At 55.8% G+C, this 17361-nt stretch carries 18 protein-coding genes; 5 read left to right on the top strand and 13 right to left on the bottom strand.

Annotated features, from left to right (window positions below):
- Nucleotides 1-5: 5 nt before the first annotated feature.
- Nucleotides 6-869: a polyamine aminopropyltransferase gene (gene speE, locus RAC60_RS04005; RefSeq protein WP_006117716.1), complete on the bottom strand. Its 864-nt coding sequence runs from the start codon at nt 867-869 to the stop codon at nt 6-8.
- A 107-nt stretch (nt 870-976) separates the two neighbouring features.
- Entirely contained in the window at nt 977-1324 is a 348-nt protein-coding gene (locus tag RAC60_RS04000; RefSeq protein WP_006117717.1) for a YacC family pilotin-like protein, read from the bottom strand.
- Between the two features lie 159 nt (nt 1325-1483).
- On the opposite strand from RAC60_RS04000, the gene cueO reads away from it, so the two are divergent.
- Nucleotides 1484-3085: a multicopper oxidase CueO gene (cueO, locus tag RAC60_RS03995; RefSeq protein WP_375092721.1), complete on the top strand. Its 1602-nt coding sequence runs from the start codon at nt 1484-1486 to the stop codon at nt 3083-3085.
- 2 nt (nt 3086-3087) lie between these two features.
- On the opposite strand, the gene RAC60_RS03990 is transcribed toward cueO, so the two are convergent.
- Nucleotides 3088-4371 (bottom strand): cystathionine gamma-synthase family protein, encoded by a 1284-nt coding sequence (locus tag RAC60_RS03990; RefSeq protein ID WP_324029032.1) that lies wholly within the window; start codon nt 4369-4371, stop codon nt 3088-3090.
- A 234-nt stretch (nt 4372-4605) separates the two neighbouring features.
- On the opposite strand from RAC60_RS03990, the gene hpt reads away from it, so the two are divergent.
- The gene (gene hpt / locus RAC60_RS03985; RefSeq protein WP_324029030.1) at nt 4606-5151 is read left to right on the top strand and encodes a hypoxanthine phosphoribosyltransferase; all 546 of its coding nucleotides are present in this window, start codon (nt 4606-4608) and stop codon (nt 5149-5151) included.
- 59 nt (nt 5152-5210) lie between these two features.
- On the opposite strand, the gene can is transcribed toward hpt, so the two are convergent.
- Nucleotides 5211-5876, bottom strand: coding sequence for a carbonate dehydratase (can, locus tag RAC60_RS03980; RefSeq protein ID WP_033740288.1), 666 nt, complete (start codon nt 5874-5876; stop codon nt 5211-5213).
- 106 nt (nt 5877-5982) lie between these two features.
- Here can and RAC60_RS03975 point away from each other — a divergent pair, with 106 nt between their 5' ends.
- Nucleotides 5983-6909: an ABC transporter ATP-binding protein gene (locus RAC60_RS03975; RefSeq protein ID WP_006117721.1), complete on the top strand. Its 927-nt coding sequence runs from the start codon at nt 5983-5985 to the stop codon at nt 6907-6909.
- The gene (locus tag RAC60_RS03970; protein WP_006117722.1) at nt 6906-7676 is read left to right on the top strand and encodes an ABC transporter permease; all 771 of its coding nucleotides are present in this window, start codon (nt 6906-6908) and stop codon (nt 7674-7676) included. Before RAC60_RS03975 ends, RAC60_RS03970 begins: the two co-directional genes overlap by 4 nt.
- 51 nt (nt 7677-7727) lie before the next feature.
- On the opposite strand, the gene panD is transcribed toward RAC60_RS03970, so the two are convergent.
- From panD to thpR, 9 genes are all read right to left on the bottom strand, one after another.
- Nucleotides 7728-8108 carry an aspartate 1-decarboxylase gene (gene panD / locus RAC60_RS03965; RefSeq protein ID WP_033740289.1) on the bottom strand — a complete coding sequence of 127 codons (381 nt, stop codon included), beginning with the start codon at nt 8106-8108 and terminating at the stop codon, nt 7728-7730.
- Nucleotides 8109-8159: 51 nt separating this feature from the next.
- Nucleotides 8160-9014 (bottom strand): pantoate--beta-alanine ligase, encoded by an 855-nt coding sequence (gene panC, locus RAC60_RS03960; protein WP_375092718.1) that lies wholly within the window; start codon nt 9012-9014, stop codon nt 8160-8162.
- Between the two features lie 15 nt (nt 9015-9029).
- Complete coding sequence (gene panB / locus RAC60_RS03955) at nt 9030-9824, bottom strand: 3-methyl-2-oxobutanoate hydroxymethyltransferase (RefSeq protein WP_324029029.1); 795 nt, start codon at nt 9822-9824, stop codon at nt 9030-9032.
- 83 nt (nt 9825-9907) lie between these two features.
- A complete protein-coding gene (gene folK / locus RAC60_RS03950; RefSeq protein WP_185199901.1) occupies nt 9908-10393 on the bottom strand; it encodes a 2-amino-4-hydroxy-6-hydroxymethyldihydropteridine diphosphokinase in 486 nt (161 codons plus the stop codon).
- Nucleotides 10390-11808 carry a polynucleotide adenylyltransferase PcnB gene (gene pcnB / locus RAC60_RS03945; RefSeq protein WP_203232196.1) on the bottom strand — a complete coding sequence of 473 codons (1419 nt, stop codon included), beginning with the start codon at nt 11806-11808 and terminating at the stop codon, nt 10390-10392. The genes folK and pcnB overlap by 4 nt, the downstream gene beginning before the upstream one ends.
- Nucleotides 11809-11894: 86 nt before the next feature.
- Nucleotides 11895-12776, bottom strand: coding sequence for a tRNA glutamyl-Q(34) synthetase GluQRS (gluQRS, locus tag RAC60_RS03940; protein WP_058708999.1), 882 nt, complete (start codon nt 12774-12776; stop codon nt 11895-11897).
- Nucleotides 12777-12846: 70 nt separating this feature from the next.
- Nucleotides 12847-13302 (bottom strand): RNA polymerase-binding protein DksA, encoded by a 456-nt coding sequence (gene dksA, locus RAC60_RS03935; RefSeq protein ID WP_006117731.1) that lies wholly within the window; start codon nt 13300-13302, stop codon nt 12847-12849.
- A gap of 247 nt (nt 13303-13549) precedes the next feature.
- Entirely contained in the window at nt 13550-14254 is a 705-nt protein-coding gene (gene sfsA, locus RAC60_RS03930; protein ID WP_033740294.1) for a DNA/RNA nuclease SfsA, read from the bottom strand.
- An 11-nt stretch (nt 14255-14265) separates the two neighbouring features.
- Entirely contained in the window at nt 14266-14793 is a 528-nt protein-coding gene (thpR, locus tag RAC60_RS03925) for an RNA 2',3'-cyclic phosphodiesterase (RefSeq protein ID WP_033740295.1), read from the bottom strand.
- Between the two features lie 36 nt (nt 14794-14829).
- Between thpR and hrpB the strand changes: the two genes are divergently transcribed.
- Nucleotides 14830-17325 carry an ATP-dependent helicase HrpB gene (hrpB, locus tag RAC60_RS03920; RefSeq protein WP_324029027.1) on the top strand — a complete coding sequence of 832 codons (2496 nt, stop codon included), beginning with the start codon at nt 14830-14832 and terminating at the stop codon, nt 17323-17325.
- Nucleotides 17326-17361: the final 36 nt, after the last annotated feature.

Genomic DNA, 17361 nt, shown 5'->3' with positions numbered 1-17361 from the left:
ATCGATCAGCGCGTCTCTGACAGAGCATTCAACAGATATTGTGGCAGAGCAAAGCTGCCCGTGTGGATCGCCGGTGTGTAGTAACGGCAGTTCAGGCCCGAGGCCGCAAAGCGCGCCTGCAGAAGGGCGGGATCAAGCTGGCGCAGGGCCGGATTATCGCTTGCCCAGGCAAAGGTCATGATGCCGCCGTAGTAGGTTGGGATGGCCGCCTGATAAAAACTGACATCGGCAAAGTAATGGCTGAGTTTACGATGGCTGTTAACCGCTTCATCCTGCTGCAGGAAGCAAACGCCGTTCTGGGCAACAAAGATCCCATTTTCATTCAGCGCATTTTTACAGCCCGCATAAAAGTCGGACGTAAACAGGCTTTCGCCAGGCCCAATGGGATCGGTACAGTCAGAGATGATAACGTCAAACTTTTCGGTGGTGCGGTTGACGAAATTCACACCATCATCGATGACCAGATTAAAACGCGGATCGTCGTACGCACCGGCGCTGTGGTTCGGCAGATACTGACGACAGAAGGTCACCACGCCGGCGTCGATCTCGACCATGGTGATTTTCTCAATGCCGGTATGGCGGGACACTTCGCGCAACATCGCGCCATCGCCCCCTCCAATAATCAGTACGCTTTTGGCGGCACCATGCGCCAGCAACGGCACATGCGTCATCATTTCGTGATAGATAAATTCATCACGTTCGGTCGTTTGCACCACGCCATCCAGCGCCATAACGCGGCCCATCGCCGCATTTTCAAAGATGATTAAATCCTGGTGGGCCGTTTTATCACGATAAAGCTCTTTATCGACGGTAAAATACTGGCCAAAGCCGGTATGAAGTGTTTCATACCACATCTCGTTTTGGGCCATGATGGGGCTCTCCTTCGTGACATTGCCATAAAAATCGGCGAAACATCATAGCTAACTATGATAGTCGTTGCACGGTCAAATGTCTGACGGGAGAGCGGGCTGGGGCGCTACTTTACATAGGCAAGCAAGCTGAGAGAATCTCTGGCCAGCGACTTACATTTTTTGTCGTTGGCAATCGCGATACCGCTTAAATCACGGTAACTGTCTTCACCCAGGGCTTTCATGTTGTAGTTGTTGTAATTGCTTAAATCCCAGCGGTTTTGCTGGGCAAAAAACACCAACGCCTTGCGGATCTGCGCATCGGGCAAATCCTGATAGCCACAGTCGTTCTTGAGATAAACGAATACCGCAGTCAGATCGGCAAGATCTTCTGCTTCGGATTCGCTCAGGGCAAAGCTGGTGGAGGAGAAGCCGAAGAGTCCTGCCAGTAGCAGGATCCTGATGCTCTTCTTCATAGATATTCTCATGTAATAGTCGTCTGAAAGACGTTAGCACAGTTGTGTAAAGATTTTCGATCAATTTACGATTTTTGGGGCATTCTGCCTGCTGATGCTTGACCTTGCCATAAGGGCAGGGTTTAGGCTTGAGGTCATTTCGTTACAAGGATGCGGATTATGCAACGTCGTCACTTTCTGAAACTGAGCGCGGCACTGGGTGCTGCAGGGGCGCTGCCGCTCTGGAGCCGATCCCTGATGGCGGCCAGTCGGCCACTGCTGCCGGTTCCTTCCCTGCTGGACGCGGATGCGAAAGGAGAGTACAGCCTGACGGCGATGCCGGGCATCAGCCAGTGGCAGGGCAAAGACGTACCCACCTGGGGCTACAATGGCAGCCTGTTGGGGCCCGCAATTCGGCTCCAGCGTGGCAAGGCGGCCACCATCAATATTCATAACCGGCTTAGTGAAGCGACGACCCTGCACTGGCACGGTCTGGAAATCCCCGGCGAGGTGGACGGTGGACCGCAGGGAATCATTGCGCCGGGCGCCACGCGTCAGGTGACGTTTACGCCGGACCAGCCTGCCGCCACCTGCTGGTATCATCCTCATCTGCATGGCAAAACGGGTCATCAGGTTGCCCAGGGGCTGGCCGGCATGATTGTGTTAGAGGATCAGCCGTCAGGGACGCTTCGTCTGCCTAATCAATGGGGCACCGACGATGTTCCACTGATTTTTCAGGACAAACAGCTCACCTCATCCGGTGACCGCATCGATTATGAGCTTGATATTATGCGGGCCGCAGTGGGCTGGTTCGGCGACATGATGCTGACCAACGGTGCACAGTATCCTCAGCATGCCGTACCGCGTGGATGGTTACGTCTGCGTTTGCTTAATGGCTGCAATGCCCGTTCGCTGCATCTGGCTGCCAGCGATAAACGCCCACTGTATGTGATTGCCAGTGACGGCGGTCTGCTGCCTGAGCCGATAAAGGTCGATTCCCTTCCGCTCCTGCCGGGCGAGCGCTTTGAAGTCATGGTCGATACGTCCGATGGCAAGGCTTTTGATATCGTGACGCTACCTGTTTCGCAAATGGGCATGACGCTGGCTCCCTTTGATCGGCCCCTGCCGCTGGTCAATATCATTCCGCTGCGGATCATGGCCAGCGCGACTTTACCGGATCAGCTAGCCACATTACCGGCCATACCGAAAACGGACGGTCTGTCATCGCGCTGGTTACAACTCAGTATGGATCCCCAACTGGATCAGCAAGGTATGCAGGCGCTGATGGCACGCTATGGCGCAAAAGCGATGGGGAACGGTGCGCACCATGATATGGCTATGGGCGGTAACGATCATGCGATGCAGCACGACAGCGCGTCCCAGGGAATGGATCATCAGAAGATGGACCATGACGGGATGGCCGCGACTGCCTACGATTTTCACAATGGCAATAAAATCAATGGCCAGCCATTTAATATGACGCGGCCAGCCTTTGATGTGAAGCAGGGCACCGTTGAAAAATGGACCATTTCCGGTGAAGGCGACAGCATGCTGCATCCTTTCCATATTCACGGCACCCAGTTCCGTATTCTTTCTGAAAATGGCAAGCCACCTGCGCCACACCGTCAGGGCTGGAAAGACATGGTCAATGTCGACGGCTGGCGTAGCGAAGTGCTGGTGCGCTTCAACCACCTTGCCGCCGCCGATCATGCGTATATGGCGCATTGCCATTTACTGGAGCATGAAGACACCGGCATGATGCTGGGCTTCACCGTGACCTGATATCAGGCCTGCGCCAGCGCCAGACGGATATCCTCCACCAGATCCCCGGCGTTCTCGATACCGATGGATAAGCGTATCGTCGCGTCGGTGATCCCGATGCGCTGACGCACTGTATCCGGCACGCCAGAATGGGTGGTGGTGGCAGGATGGCTGGCAAGCGATTCTGTCCCGCCCAGACTGACGGCCTGTTTAAACAGCGTCAGGGCATTCAGGAAACGAAACGCTGCAGGTTGTCCGCCGACAATGTCAAAAGAGAAGGTTGAACCGGCCCCGGTGCATTGTTCCCGATAGGTTCTGCCTGCCGGGCTGTCTGCATCCAGATACGGTAACCAGTGCAGGGCGGCGACATCAGGATGTGTACGTAAAAAGGCGGCGACGGTTTCAGCGTTGTGGCAGGCTTTTTCCATGCGCAGCGACAGCGTTTCCAGCGAACGGCCAATCATCCAGCTTGAATGCGGATCAAGCTGAGTGCCAATAGCGCTACGCAGAGCGCGGATCGGCGACATAAGTGTTTTGTTTCCCATCACCGCACCCGCAATCAGGTCAGAGTGACCGCCCACATATTTCGTCAGGGAATACAGCGATAAATCCGCGCCCAACGTGAGCGGTTGCTGAAAAATCGGCCCCAGTAAGGTGTTATCACAGGCGACGACCGGGCGTGAACCCTGCTGACGATCGATGTCGTCCGCAATACGGGCCATCAGCGCGATATTCACAAGGCTGTTCGTCGGGTTTGCCGGCGTTTCCACCAGGATCATGGCGACGCGTCCCTGCGCCATTGCACGCTGGGCGGCCTCGCGCACTTTGGCTTCATCATGCCCGTCAGTGAAACCCACCGCACGAATATCAAGGTTGTGCAGGGTTTTACTGAGCAGCGTTTCCGTACCGCCGTACAGGGGCTGGGAATGCAAAATCACTTCCCCTGGTCGCGTAAAGGTCAGCAACGCCGTCGAAATGGCCGCCATGCCGGAGGCAAACAGCGCGCAACTTTCGGCCTGTTCGTAGAGAGCGAGGCGGTCCTCAACAATCTCACTGTTGGGATGATTAAAGCGGGAATACACCAGTCCGCCACTTTTACCTTCGGGAGGCTGACGGCGGCCGGAAACATAATCAAAAAAATCGCGGCCTTCTTCTGCACTGTCAAACACAAAGGTGGAGGTCAAAAAGACGGGCGGTTTCACGGCCCCTTCAGACAGGCGCGGATCATAACCGTAGTTCAGCATTTGTGTTTCGGGATGCAGTGGGCGGTCGCCGACGTGCGTTTTTTTACTTGAGGGTGAAGTCATTGAGATCTCCCAATAAGGTCGCTAACTGCATAACGATATGTCGATAAAATCGTATCATGCAGCTATTAATGCGGCTAAATGCCGGGTTGTTCTAAGGTAATGCTGTTTGTGCAACTGCCTGCGCACAGGTGAAGATTTTTAGTGCACGTAAACGTTTGCGTTCTCTGCGCGGCGTCAGTAGGGACTTCTGTTATGGTAGACTGCGTGGCTTTGTGAGAGACCGGGCTGAAGGCAATGAAACACACTGTTGACGTAATGATCCCTGAGCAGGCAATCGCCGCGCGCATCGCGGAACTGGGCAAAGAAATTACCGACCACTACCGCGACAGCGGCAGCGATATGGTGCTGGTAGGGCTACTTCGTGGCTCATTTATGTTTATGGCGGATTTATGCCGCGTGATTGACGTTCCGCACGAAGTGGATTTTATGACCGCCTCCAGTTACGGCAGCGGGATGTCCAGCAGTCGCGATGTCAAAATTCTCAAAGATCTGGATGAGGATATCCGCGGTAAAGACGTGTTAATCGTTGAAGACATCATTGATTCAGGCAATACGCTCAGCAAAGTGCGGGAAATCCTGCGTCTGCGGGAGCCAAAATCTCTGGCCATCTGTACGCTGCTGGATAAGCCTGAACGCCGTGAAGTCGACGTTCAGGTTGAATTCGTGGGCTTTGCTATCCCTGATGAATTCGTGGTGGGCTTTGGCATCGATTATGCGCAGCGTTATCGCCATCTGTCTTACATTGGCAAAGTGGTTCCCCTCGAATCCTCAGGCGAGTGACCGCACATTCTTCCAAGGCTCTGACCTCTGGATTCGTGTAGGCTTGTCGCGCGCGTGCGTCAGGGGCGGTGAAAATCGCCACTGACTAACAGGTTAGCCATGCCGTGACGATAGCGTTGCTCCAGATTTTCGCGGCTGTTCGCGGTAACATTCAGGTTACGCAGGCAGCCATCCTGAATACCGTAGACCCAGCCATGTAGCGAGACTTTACGTCCACGCTTCCAGGCCGATTGCAAGATGGTGGAATGCCCCAGATTGTAGACCTGCTCAACAACGTTGATTTCGCAGAGTTTATCCAGACGTTTATCGGGCGGCAGTTCACCCAGCAACACGCTATGCTTGTACCAGAGATCGCGAATGTGCAGCAGCCAGTTATCAATGAGCCCTAACTCCGGGTTATCCATGGCAGCCTGCACGCCACCGCAGCCATAGTGGCCGCACACGATGATGTGTTCAACTTCCAGCACTTCAACCGCGTACTGCACCACAGAAAGGCAGTTAAGATCGGTATGGATAACCAGATTGGCAACGTTACGGTGGACAAACAGTTCACCTGGCTCAAGACCGGTCAGACGTTCTGCGGGGACGCGACTGTCTGAACAGCCAATCCAAAGGAAACGTGGTTTTTGCGCCTGAGCCAGTCGCTCAAAAAAACCAGGATCTTCTTTGACCAGTAATCTGGACCACTCGCGGTTATTACTGATCAGGGTATCAATGTCTGTCATGGCGTTAAGCAACCTGTTACTGCGCATTTGCGTGCGCGTACTATAGGCGAAGGCTTCCTAAATTCAAACGGCATTACAATGCCATAAAACAGGGTATGTATTCAGAATGACCTATGCACTGGAACTTTCCCGGCTGACCAAGACCTATCCCGGCGGCGTACAGGCGCTCAAGGGCATCGATCTTAACGTTGAAGCCGGTGATTTTTATGCGCTACTGGGACCCAACGGCGCGGGCAAATCGACCACCATCGGGATTATCAGTTCGCTGGTGAATAAGTCGGAAGGCAGCGTCCGCGTCTTTGGTTACGATCTGGAAAAAGATGTCGTCAATGCCAAACGCCAGCTGGGCCTGGTGCCGCAGGAGTTCAATTTCAACCCGTTCGAGACGGTCATGCAGATCGTGGTGAACCAGGCCGGTTACTATGGTGTCGAGCGCCGTGAGGCCCTTCAGCGGGCCGAAAAGTACCTTAAACAGCTCGACCTGTGGGAGAAACGTCACGAAAGGGCGCGCATGTTGTCTGGCGGGATGAAGCGCCGTCTGATGATCGCCCGTGCTCTGATGCACGCGCCCAAACTGTTGATTCTGGATGAACCTACCGCCGGGGTGGATATTGAACTGCGTCGGTCGATGTGGGTTTTCCTGAAAGATTTGAATGCGCAGGGGACGACCATCATTTTGACGACTCACTATCTTGAAGAAGCGGAAATGCTGTGCCGCAATATCGGCATTATTCAAAATGGTGAACTGGTTGAAAACACCTCAATGAAATCCCTGCTGTCGAAGCTCAAATCCGAAACCTTCATTCTGGATCTGGCCCCGCGCAGCCCGTTACCGTCGCTGGAAGGTTTCCAGTACCGGTTAGTGGATACCTCGACGCTCGAAGTTGAAGTCCTGCGTGAGCAGGGGCTGAACAGCGTGTTTAGCCAGCTCAGCGCACAGGGCGTTCAGGTTCTCAGTATGCGTAATAAAGCGAATCGTCTGGAAGAGCTGTTCGTCGGCCTGACGCAAGGAAAAACAGGAGCAAAAGCATGACACATTTGTACTGGGTGGCGTTAAAAAGCATCTGGGCCAAAGAGGTGAACCGGTTCGCCCGCATCTGGATCCAGACGCTGGTGCCGCCCGTGATCACCATGACGCTGTATTTTATCATCTTCGGTAACCTCATCGGTGCGCGCATCGGCGATATGAACGGCTTCAGCTATATGCAGTTCATTGTGCCAGGGCTCATTATGATGTCGGTGATCACCAATGCGTATGCCAACGTGGCATCGTCGTTCTTTAGCGCCAAGTTTCAGCGCAATATTGAAGAGTTGCTGGTGGCACCGGTACCGACGCACATTATTATCGCTGGCTATGTCGGCGGCGGCGTTGCGCGCGGGATCTGTGTCGGTGTGCTGGTGACCGCCGTTTCGCTGTTCTTTGTGCCGTTTCATGTGCATTCATGGCTGATGGTGGCCATTACGCTGCTGCTAACCGCGGTACTGTTCTCGCTGGCGGGACTGATTAATGCGGTGTTTGCCCGCACGTTTGACGATATCAGCCTGATCCCCACGTTTGTGCTGACACCGCTAACGTATCTGGGCGGCGTGTTTTATTCGCTGACGCTGTTACCGCCCTTCTGGCAGGCAGTATCAAAACTTAATCCGGTGGTTTATATGATCAGCGGTTTCCGCTTTGGCTTTCTGGGCATTCACGATGTTCCTCTGACCTTGACCATGTCGGTACTGATTGCCTTTATCGTGGTGTTTTATATCGCCGTGTATTTTCTGATTCAGCGGGGCCGCGGATTGCGGACCTGATACCGGCGAAAAAAAAGCAGCGTTAGCGCTGCTTTTTTTATGCGACCAGACTCAGGCCAGCTGCACCGGCAGGGCTTTCGCCAGACGCTTCATCTGGTTATCACCTTCAAAGTAGGCCACTTTAGGTTGCCACTGGCGCGCTTCTGCATCATCGACCTGGACATACGAGCAGATAATCAGGATGTCGCCTTCACAGGCACAGCGCGCGGCCGCACCGTTGACCGAAATGATTTTCGATCCGCGTTCAGCGGCAATGGCATAAGTAGAGAAACGCTGACCGTTGGTCACGTTATAAATATCGATAGCTTCATATTGCAGGATGCCAGAAGCATCAAGGAAATCCTGATCGATGGCGCAGGAGCCTTCATAGTTGAGGTCCGCCTGCGTGACTTTAACGCGATGCAGTTTGCCTTGTAAAACCGTGCGAATCATAGTCAGAAACCTTGTTATACAGCCAAAAAGAGTGACCCTCAGCCTGCAAGACTACTGCGTGAGGTCTACCTGTTGATTATCGATCAGCCGTGCATTCCCCAGCCAGGCGGCCATTAACACGACGGCTCGCTGACTGTCCACCGTCAGAGGCTGCAGCGTTTCCGCATCACAGATGGCCAGGCCATCCGGACGCAATCCTTTTTCCTGCAGCGACCGCGTTGCGTCTTCAATAATATCGTCAATCTGCCGTTCACCATTAGCCAGTCGGGCGGCCATCGCATTCATCACCTGGCTGAGGCCAGGTGCCAGCTTACGCTCATCTTCAGTGAGGTAGCCGTTACGTGAACTCAGGGCCAGACCGTCCCTGGCTCGCACCGTAGGCACGCCGACAATCTCGATATCGAACCCCATGTCTGCCACCATTTTACGAATGATGGCTAACTGCTGGAAATCTTTCTCGCCGAAGCAGGCGATATCGGGCTGAACCAGATTAAACAACTTGCTGACGATGGTCGCCACGCCGCGAAAATGGCCGGGACGACTGGCGCCTTCCAGTAAAGATGAAAGCACCGGCACTTCAACAAAGGTCTGATTAGCCAGCCCGTGTGGATACACCTCAGGAGGCGAGGGCGCAAAGACGACATCCACCGCATGGCGGTTCAGTTTCTCACAGTCTTCCTGCAGCGTGCGCGGGTAGCGCGCCAGATCGTCAGGCCGATCAAACTGCATCGGGTTAACGAAAACCGACACGATCACAATATCGGCCCGCTCACGCGCTTCATCTACCAGCGTTAAATGCCCTTCGTGCAGATTGCCCATCGTGGGCACTAACGCAATACGTTTACCTTGCTGACGCCAGCGGCGCACTTCACGGCGCAGCATGGGCAGAGTGTCGATGATCAGCACTGCCATTCTCCTGAATTACTGGAAACTGTGTTCCGCTGCGGGGTAGCTTCCTGCTTCAACCTCAGCAATATAGCGGCGAATGGCGGCACGGATATCGCCTGTCTCCGCCAGGAAATTTTTTGCAAATTTAGGGATATGCCCACCGGTAATGCCAAACGCATCGTGCATCACCAGAATTTGTCCATCAGTCACGTTGCCTGCGCCAATACCAATCACCGGAATCGCCAGTGCCTGCGTTACGCGCTGGGCCAGGGCAACCGGTACGCATTCCAGCACCATCAGCTGTGCGCCTGCGGCCTCAAGCGCCAGCGCGTCAGCCATAAGCTGCTCTGCACCGGCTTCATCACGTCCCTGCACTTTATAGCCGCCAAAAATATTTACGGACTGTGGCGTTAAGCCCAGATGACCACACACGGGCACGGCGCGTTCGGTCAGCATGCGCACGCTGTCGGCCAGCCATGCGCCGCCTTCCAGCTTCACCATATTGGCCCCGGCGCGCATGAGCTGCGCCGCGTTATCAAAAGTTTGCTGTGGTGTGGCATAACTCATGAAAGGCAAATCGGCTAACAGGAGCGAGTGAGGCGCACCACGACGGACGGCGGCGGTATGGTAAGCAATATCACTTACCGTGACGGGCAGCGTGGAATCATGACCCTGCACCGTCATGCCAAGCGAGTCACCAACCAGCAGAACCTGAATGCCTTCGTCAGCAAACAGGCGGGCAAAACTAAAATCGTAAGCGGTCAGCGTCGCGAATTTTTTACCGCTCGCTTTGCACTGACGCAGATGAGAAAGGGTGGTGGGTTTCATGACGATCTCAGCTCAGAAATTCAGATGAACGCATTTTACTGTATCGCGTTGCTGAGCGGAATCTGTGACGCGCGAATAGATGGTCAGCTGTGCCAGGGACGGATGCTGGCGCAGTCAAGCGTTGCCATAATCGGCTGGAGCGGACGGCCATCAGGCAGGCGCAGATCGGGCGCAATTTCCAGCAGCGGCACCAGCATAAACGCACGGTTCAGCATATCGTAATGGGGGACGATCAGGCGTTCGCTGTGAATCTGCTCTGAACCAAACAGCATAATATCAATATCCAGCGTGCGTGGCCCCCAGCGCTCGGCTTTGCGCACCCGGCCATGTTCCCGCTCGATGCGCTGCGTCTCATCCAGTAAGGCCTCAGCCGACAAGGTGGTCTCGAGGGCCACCGCCGCATTGAGATAGTCGGGCTGATCGGGTGGGCCATAAGGTGGCGTGCGGTAAAAGGACGAGGTGGCGATGCGCTGAACACCGGTGAGCGCATCCAGCGCTGACAACGCTGCATCAATCTGATGCAGCGGATCGGCAAGGTTACTGCCTAATGCCAGATAAACGCGCGTCATGACGCGTTAGAGTTATCACGACGGGGCGCGGAAGAACGACGACGCGGGCGGCGCGTACGGCTGCGCGGTGCCGGATCGTCTCCCAGCGTGTTGAGCATGGTTTTCTGCTGCGGCGGCGCAGCGACCTGGAACTCTCCCCACCACTTACTCAGGCGCAGCAGCTCCGGGTTATTTTCCACTTCAGCCCGCAGGGCCAGCAGATCATAAGCCGCACGGAACTTCGGATGCTCCATCAGCTTCCAGGCGCGTTTACCGTGACGACGGGACATGCGTAACTGCAACTGCCAGATATCACGAATCAGCGACGTAATGCGCTTAGGAATGGCCAGCGCGCGGCAGGCTTCATCCAGCGTATCATTCATCGCCAGGGCAAACGCATCGTAATAAGTCAGGCCGCTTTCCTGCGCAATGCGCTCGGCGGCTTCAAGCTGCGGATACCAGAACATGGCCGCGAACAGAAACGCCGGATTGACGCGCATATCATTTTGAATGCGGTTGTCCGTATTCTTCAGCACCTGGGCGAGCATGCGCTCCATATGGCTGTCGCCCTGTTCGGTAAAGTTGCGTGCCAGCGTAGGGAACAGCGGCTGGAATAACTGATATTCACACAGTTTTAGCCAGGTGCTGTAGCCATAACCGGCCTGAAGCAGCTTTAGCGACTCTTCAAACAGGCGCGCAGCAGGTACATCGCGTAACAGCGATGCCAGGCGGGGAATGGGCTCTGCCGTTTCAGGAGCAATGCGCATATTCAGTTTGGCCGCGAAGCGCGCGACGCGCAGCATGCGCACCGGATCTTCGCGATAGCGTGTTTCCGGATCGCCGATCAACCGAATGATGCCTTGTTGCAGATCGTTCAGGCCGCCAACATAATCCCGCACCGAAAAATCGGCCACGCTGTAATACAGGCTGTTAATGGTTAAATCACGCCGTTGGGCATCATCTTCAATACTGCCGAAAATATTGTCCCGTAGCAGCATACCGCTCTGGGCACGCTGGGAATTGTTGTGATCTTCGCTGTTCTCTTCAATCTGATGATGACCGCGGAACGTAGCCACTTCGATCACTTCCGGACCAAACATCACATGTGCCAGACGAAAACGGCGGCCAACCAGACGGCAGTTGCGGAACAGTTTACGCATCTGCTCCGGCGTGGCGTTTGTGGTCACGTCGAAGTCTTTAGGCTTCTGCCCCAGCAGTAAATCGCGAACGCCACCGCCCACCAGGTAGGCCTCATAACCGGCTTTATTCAGACGATACAGCACCTTGAGGGCATTTTCGCTGATGTCTTTACGTGAGATGGTGTGGCTTTCACGAGGAATGATGGTCATATGACTCTCAGGTTCAACCTCTGCTGGTGCTTCCTCGTCATCACGCTTCAGGACTTTCCGGCAAAAATTAGCGACTCGGGTAAAAATGGGACACCTCGACAGTGACAATTAGGGTGTAGGTAAAATCAGCGGCTAATCATAGCCTGTTGTGAATCATTTGAGAATGCTGTTGTCTATGCATCCGCTCTCAGGGCGTTATCATGCGGTATCAAAGCGATATTCCACTGCTTCACAGCATCAGACAGCAGTTTCTCCTGAGAATCGTCCTGCCAGCCTTCGCTGACCGGCTGTCCCAGAAACCGTAAGGCCTGCACCAGGCACGGGCGCGGATCGCCATCCGGCAGCGCGGGCGCATGATTTTGCTTAGAAAGTTTGTGTCCGTCAGCAGTGATGGCCAACGGCAAATGCAGATAATCCGGAACGGCCCAGCCAAACTGTCGATAAAGGGCAATCTGCCGCACCGTCGGCTCGATTAAGTCTGCGCCACGCACGATCTCGGTGACGCCCTGATGATGGTCATCAACCACCACGGCCAGATTGTAGGCAAACAGGCCGTCGCGACGATGAATAATAAAATCCTCTTCAGCCAGCCGCCGATCGGCCACAAGCGTGCCCCGTAACCGGTCTTCAAACTGGAAAACTGGCGCATGCTGACGCAACCGCAGTGCCGCATTCTCCGGACCTGAACCTGCATCCCGACAGTGCCCGTCGTAAAAACCACCCAGCTGCTGAATGCGGCTTCGGCTGCAGGTGCAGTAATAACTCTGCCGGTGCGCTCTTAACCACTGCAGGGCGTCCCGATAAGCGTCATGGCGCTGTGACTGCCACATGACTTCACCGTCCCAGTGCAAACCGTACTGTTCTAACTGGTGCAGAATACGCGTGGCGGCCCCTGCGACTTCACGGGGAGGATCAATATCCTCAATGCGCACCAGCCAGCGGCCATGCTGCGCGCGTGCGCTAAGGTAACTGCCTAAGGCAGCGATCAGCGATCCAAAGTGGAGTTCACCAGAGGGAGACGGCGCAAAGCGCCCGATACAGGATGAGAATGCCATAGGTTTCATGAACCAGACGGCGGAAAAAGAGGGCCTTTTCCCGCCGCATGGCTGCAGTCAGACGGCAACATTAGCCCGCCATTTGCTTCTCACGAATTTCTGCCAGTGTCTTACAGTCGATGCACAGATCGGCCGTCGGACGCGCTTCAAGACGGCGGATACCGATCTCAACGCCACAGGAATCGCAATAGCCAAAGTCGTCATCTTCAACTTTCTTCAGCGTTTTTTCGATCTTTTTAATGAGCTTGCGCTCGCGATCGCGGTTACGCAGTTCCAGGCTGAATTCCTCTTCCTGAGCGGCACGGTCAACCGGGTCCGGAAAGTTAGCGGCTTCATCCTGCATGTGTGTAACGGTGCGATCAACTTCGTCCCGCAATTGATTACGCCAGGCTTCCAGAATCTTGCGAAAATGGTCCAGTTGCGCGTCATTCATATACTCTTCGCCCGGCTTCTCCTGATAAGGCTCCACCCCAGCGATGGCGAGAATACTCAGGGACGATGTTTTACGGTTTTGCCCTTCTTGCATGTTGTTTCTCCTGGATAACACGCACTATACCCTTCGATTGCCATCGGCCAGTATATTCACACTAACCTTCATTGATGACGCACTCTTGGGTACATCGATCCCCCAACGGGGAAAAACAGGCCGCTATAAATAACAGAAGCTGTCAAGGTTGGCAATTATTCCTGCGCCCATCTTGACAAGCCTGTGAGGAACAGCGTAGTTGGCCCCTGACAGAAGATAGTCCTATCACAGAAGGATGCCACTGATATTACAACGTTACGTCAACAGCCGTTGTAATAAACATGCCTTCTGATGACAGTTCTGCCCGGTACGCCAAAATTTCCACGCCACTCAGCCGCGCCTGTACCAGTTGTTCTGCGTAAGCCGCATCGATGTGACGCGCCGGGGAAACGTCCTCAATCCCCGAGTGCAGAACGGCAAACAACAAAACGGCCCGATGACCTTCTGCCGCAGCCTGACTCAGCTCGCGCAGGTGTTTTTGTCCTCGAATCGTCACCGCATCCGGAAAATAGCCTTTACCTTCCTGTAAAAGCGTTACGGATTTCACCTCAATATAGCACTCAGGTCGGTCCTGTGCTGTAAGCAGGAAATCAATTCGACTTTTTTCGCTGCCGTATTTTACTTCAGCCCGACACGCTTCGTAGCCCGACAGCGGCAGAATTCGGTTTTCGCTTAACGCCTCCTTTACCAGTTGATTCGCGCGCAACGTATTCACGCAAATCCAGTGGCCTTGCTGCGTCTCGGTCATCTCCCAACTGTGCGGGTACTTGCGTGTCAGGCTGTCGGACGTGGAGTACCACACGGTATCACCCGGCGTAGCACAACCGGTCATGGCGCCGGTGTTGGCACAATGGATGGTGAGCGTCTCGCCTTCCGGCGTAATGACATCCGCCAGAAAGCGTTTGTAACGGGTAATCAGACGTGCCGGTTTGAGGGCGGGAGAAAAAAGCATAGGGCTCCTGATTATGACTGTAACGGCCAGGTGGCCAGTGTTCGGTAGCGCGTCCGCCCTTTTACGTACTCTGAGGCAAAAAGCGAAAACTGACTGGCCGTAAAGCGCCAGAGAAAGCCGCGAGGGGGCAGGGCAACGGGTTGCGTCGCCGAGCGCAGCAGGGTGATGTGTGGATGAAAAGGCTGAGCGGGCTGCTCACAGCCGTGCCGGGCGGCCTGGGCACGCAGCAGACTTGCCAGCTGCAGCAATCCCCGGGGTGGGCGCTGACAGCCCAGCCAGACCACGCCGGGGCGCGGCCAGTGCCCCGCATCATCTAACGTCACATCAAAAGCAGGCTGATGGATGCGCGAGGCCAGGGTTTGCAGCTGTTTTGAGGTCTCCGCTGAGACCTCGCCCAAAAAAGCCAGCGTCAGATGAAGGTTCGCGGCCGCAATCGGGCGACCTGCCTCCTCACTGAAGGTATCAGCTCGCCACTGCACCAGTTGCTGTTGCAGGTCTTCGGGTGGGGCAATAGCAAAAAATAAGCGCTGTAACGCCATGGCGGTCTCCGGTAATCCTCACGGATGAGTGCTACAATGCGCGCCATCTTAACACAGCCATTAGCGGAGTTTTTGGTGAGTGATCTCCCCATCAGCGCGGTGTTGCCTGACCTACTGAGCGCCCTTGATCAGGCCTCGAACGTCCTGCTGGCTGCGCCTACCGGCGCAGGTAAATCCACCTGGTTACCCCTTCAGCTGTTACAGCACAAGGCGCTGTCAGGGCGCATTATCATGCTGGAGCCACGCCGACTGGCCGCACGCAACGTGGCGCAACGGCTGGCTGAGCTACTGGGCGAACAGCCCGGCGCCACGGTGGGTTACCGCATGCGCGGCGAAAACTGCAGCGGACCCATGACCCGGCTTGAGGTAGTGACCGAAGGTATTCTGACGCGCATGTTGCAGCAGGATCCGATGCTGGATGGCGTGTCGCTGGTGATTCTGGATGAATTTCATGAGCGCAGCCTGCAGGCGGATCTGGCGCTGGCGCTGTTACTGGATGTTCAGCAGGGATTGCGTGACGATCTGAAAATTTTGCTGATGTCAGCCACGCTCGATAATACTCGCCTGGCGACGCTGCTACCGGACGCGCCGCTGATTGCCTCAGAAGGGCGTAGCTATCCGGTCGAACGGCGTTATGCTCCGTTGAGTCCGAGCCTGCGTTTTGACGAGGCGGTAGCGCGTGAAGTCGCGCAGTTGCTTCGACAGGAAAGCGGCTCGCTGCTGCTTTTTCTGCCCGGCGTGGCAGAGATAGCGCGCGTAAAACGCGAGCTGGAAACCCGTGTCGATGAGGATGTCGATTTAACGCCGCTTTATGGCGCGCTTCCGCTGGCCGCTCAGCAGCAGGCTATTTTGCCTGCCGCCCCCGGACGCCGCAAAGTGGTGCTGGCGACCAATATTGCCGAAACCAGCTTAACGATCGAAGGTATTCGTCTGGTCGTGGACAGTGCCCAGGAGCGGCGCGCGCTGTTTGATGCACGCAGCGGCGTGACGCGGTTGCAGACTCAGCGCATCAGCCAGGCGTCGATGACGCAGCGCGCCGGACGTGCCGGACGACTGATGCCGGGCATCTGCCTGCACCTGACTTCACAGGAGCAGGCGGAACGGGCGCCTGCACAGGGCGAAGCCGAAATCCTGCACAGCGATCTCGCGTCATTGTGGCTGGAACTGCTGCAGTGGGGCTGTACAGACATCGACCAGCTACAGTGGATCGATCGCCCTCCCGAAAAGCACTTACGGGCAGCGCAGCAGCAGCTGATGCGCCTTGGAGCGCTGGATGAATCAGGACGACTGAACACACAGGGCAGACGCATGGCGCAGCTCGGCAGTGATGCCAGGCTGAGCGCTATGTTATGTGCCGCAGGGCGTGATGCCGATGCGGTGGCCAGCGCGGCACTACTCGTCGCCGTGCTGGAGGATCCGCCCCGCGCGGGCAGTGTTGATCTACGTGATGTTCTCTGTCGGCCTTTACCGCACTGGTTGCGGCGCGCGCAGCACTGGCAAAAACGCCTTGGCCTCACAGGCGGACGGGTCGATGACGCGCATTTTCCCGCGTTGTTAACGGCGGGATTTCGCGATCGTCTGGCGCGCCGACGCGATAACAGCGGACGCTATCAGTTAGCCAACGGACTGGGGGCAGTGCTGGACGAACAGCAGGCGCTCACGCGTTACGAATGGCTCATTGCGCCTGTCTTATTACAGGGCAGCAGCGCCCCCGATGCACGTATCCTGCTGGCCCTTCCCGTCGAGCTTGCGGCATTGACGCAGGCCTGTCCACAGCTTGTCGAACAGCGTACCGACGTGGAATGGGATGACGAGAAGGGCACGTTGCGCACCTTACGCCGTGAGCAGATCGGCGAACTGATACTGAAGACTCAGCCGCTTGCCCGACCGGATGCCGAGGCGTTACAGGCCGCGCTGCTACGCTGGGTCGCTAAAAAGGGGTTATCGGTACTGGGATGGACGCCGGAGGCTGAGCAACTGCGGTTACGTATCCAGTGTGCTGCCCAGTGGCTGCCCGAAGAGAACTGGCCCGCCGTCGATGAGGCCAGCCTGCTTGACTCGCTGGATCGCTGGCTGCAACCGCAGATGAGCGCCGTGCGGGATCTGAAGAGTCTGCAGTCGGTCAATCTGGTCACTGCGCTCTTACATTTGCTCACATGGTCACAACGTCAGCGGCTGGATACTGTGCTGCCAACTCATTACACTGTGCCCACCGGAAGTCGGCTGCCGATTCGCTATGATGCAGATAAACCGCCTGCGCTGGCGGTGCGTATTCAGGAAATGTTTGGCGAAGCCAGTAATCCTGCCGTCGCAGAAGGTCGCGTGCCGCTGGTGCTGGAACTGTTATCGCCCGCCCAGCGTCCCTTACAGATCACCCGCGATCTGGCGGCGTTCTGGCGCGGTGCCTATAAAGATGTGCAAAAAGAAATGAAAGGGCGTTATCCCAAACATCCCTGGCCCGACGATCCGGCCTCCGCAATACCGACCCGGCGGACGAAAAAGAATACGTCACAGGGCGGGCCCGCTGTTTAATTCAGAGGGTTCTGCCATGCGACAGTGAAGAAAGCA

Origin of the sequence: Pantoea sp. BR_17 (assembly GCF_041955125.1) — a bacterium.
GTDB classification, from domain to species: domain Bacteria; phylum Pseudomonadota; class Gammaproteobacteria; order Enterobacterales; family Enterobacteriaceae; genus Pantoea; species Pantoea stewartii.
Note: the sequence above shows the minus strand (reverse complement) of the source record. Positions and strands in the feature narration are given on the sequence as shown.

What these genes read in the sequence shown, in the direction of transcription:
- speE (WP_006117716.1), bottom strand. Translation starts at nt 869, where the DNA reads ATGGCCCAAAACGAGATGTGGTATGAAACACTTCATACCGGCTTTGGC.
- RAC60_RS04000 (WP_006117717.1), bottom strand. Translation starts at nt 1,324, where the DNA reads ATGAAGAAGAGCATCAGGATCCTGCTACTGGCAGGACTCTTCGGCTTC.
- cueO (WP_375092721.1), top strand. Translation starts at nt 1,484, where the DNA reads ATGCAACGTCGTCACTTTCTGAAACTGAGCGCGGCACTGGGTGCTGCA.
- RAC60_RS03990 (WP_324029032.1), bottom strand. Translation starts at nt 4,371, where the DNA reads ATGACTTCACCCTCAAGTAAAAAAACGCACGTCGGCGACCGCCCACTG.
- hpt (WP_324029030.1), top strand. Translation starts at nt 4,606, where the DNA reads ATGAAACACACTGTTGACGTAATGATCCCTGAGCAGGCAATCGCCGCG.
- can (WP_033740288.1), bottom strand. Translation starts at nt 5,876, where the DNA reads ATGACAGACATTGATACCCTGATCAGTAATAACCGCGAGTGGTCCAGA.
- RAC60_RS03975 (WP_006117721.1), top strand. Translation starts at nt 5,983, where the DNA reads ATGACCTATGCACTGGAACTTTCCCGGCTGACCAAGACCTATCCCGGC.
- RAC60_RS03970 (WP_006117722.1), top strand. Translation starts at nt 6,906, where the DNA reads ATGACACATTTGTACTGGGTGGCGTTAAAAAGCATCTGGGCCAAAGAG.
- panD (WP_033740289.1), bottom strand. Translation starts at nt 8,108, where the DNA reads ATGATTCGCACGGTTTTACAAGGCAAACTGCATCGCGTTAAAGTCACG.
- panB (WP_324029029.1), bottom strand. Translation starts at nt 9,824, where the DNA reads ATGAAACCCACCACCCTTTCTCATCTGCGTCAGTGCAAAGCGAGCGGT.
- folK (WP_185199901.1), bottom strand. Translation starts at nt 10,393, where the DNA reads ATGACGCGCGTTTATCTGGCATTAGGCAGTAACCTTGCCGATCCGCTG.
- gluQRS (WP_058708999.1), bottom strand. Translation starts at nt 12,776, where the DNA reads ATGGCATTCTCATCCTGTATCGGGCGCTTTGCGCCGTCTCCCTCTGGT.
- dksA (WP_006117731.1), bottom strand. Translation starts at nt 13,302, where the DNA reads ATGCAAGAAGGGCAAAACCGTAAAACATCGTCCCTGAGTATTCTCGCC.
- sfsA (WP_033740294.1), bottom strand. Translation starts at nt 14,254, where the DNA reads ATGCTTTTTTCTCCCGCCCTCAAACCGGCACGTCTGATTACCCGTTAC.
- thpR (WP_033740295.1), bottom strand. Translation starts at nt 14,793, where the DNA reads ATGGCGTTACAGCGCTTATTTTTTGCTATTGCCCCACCCGAAGACCTG.
- hrpB (WP_324029027.1), top strand. Translation starts at nt 14,830, where the DNA reads ATGCGCGCCATCTTAACACAGCCATTAGCGGAGTTTTTGGTGAGTGAT.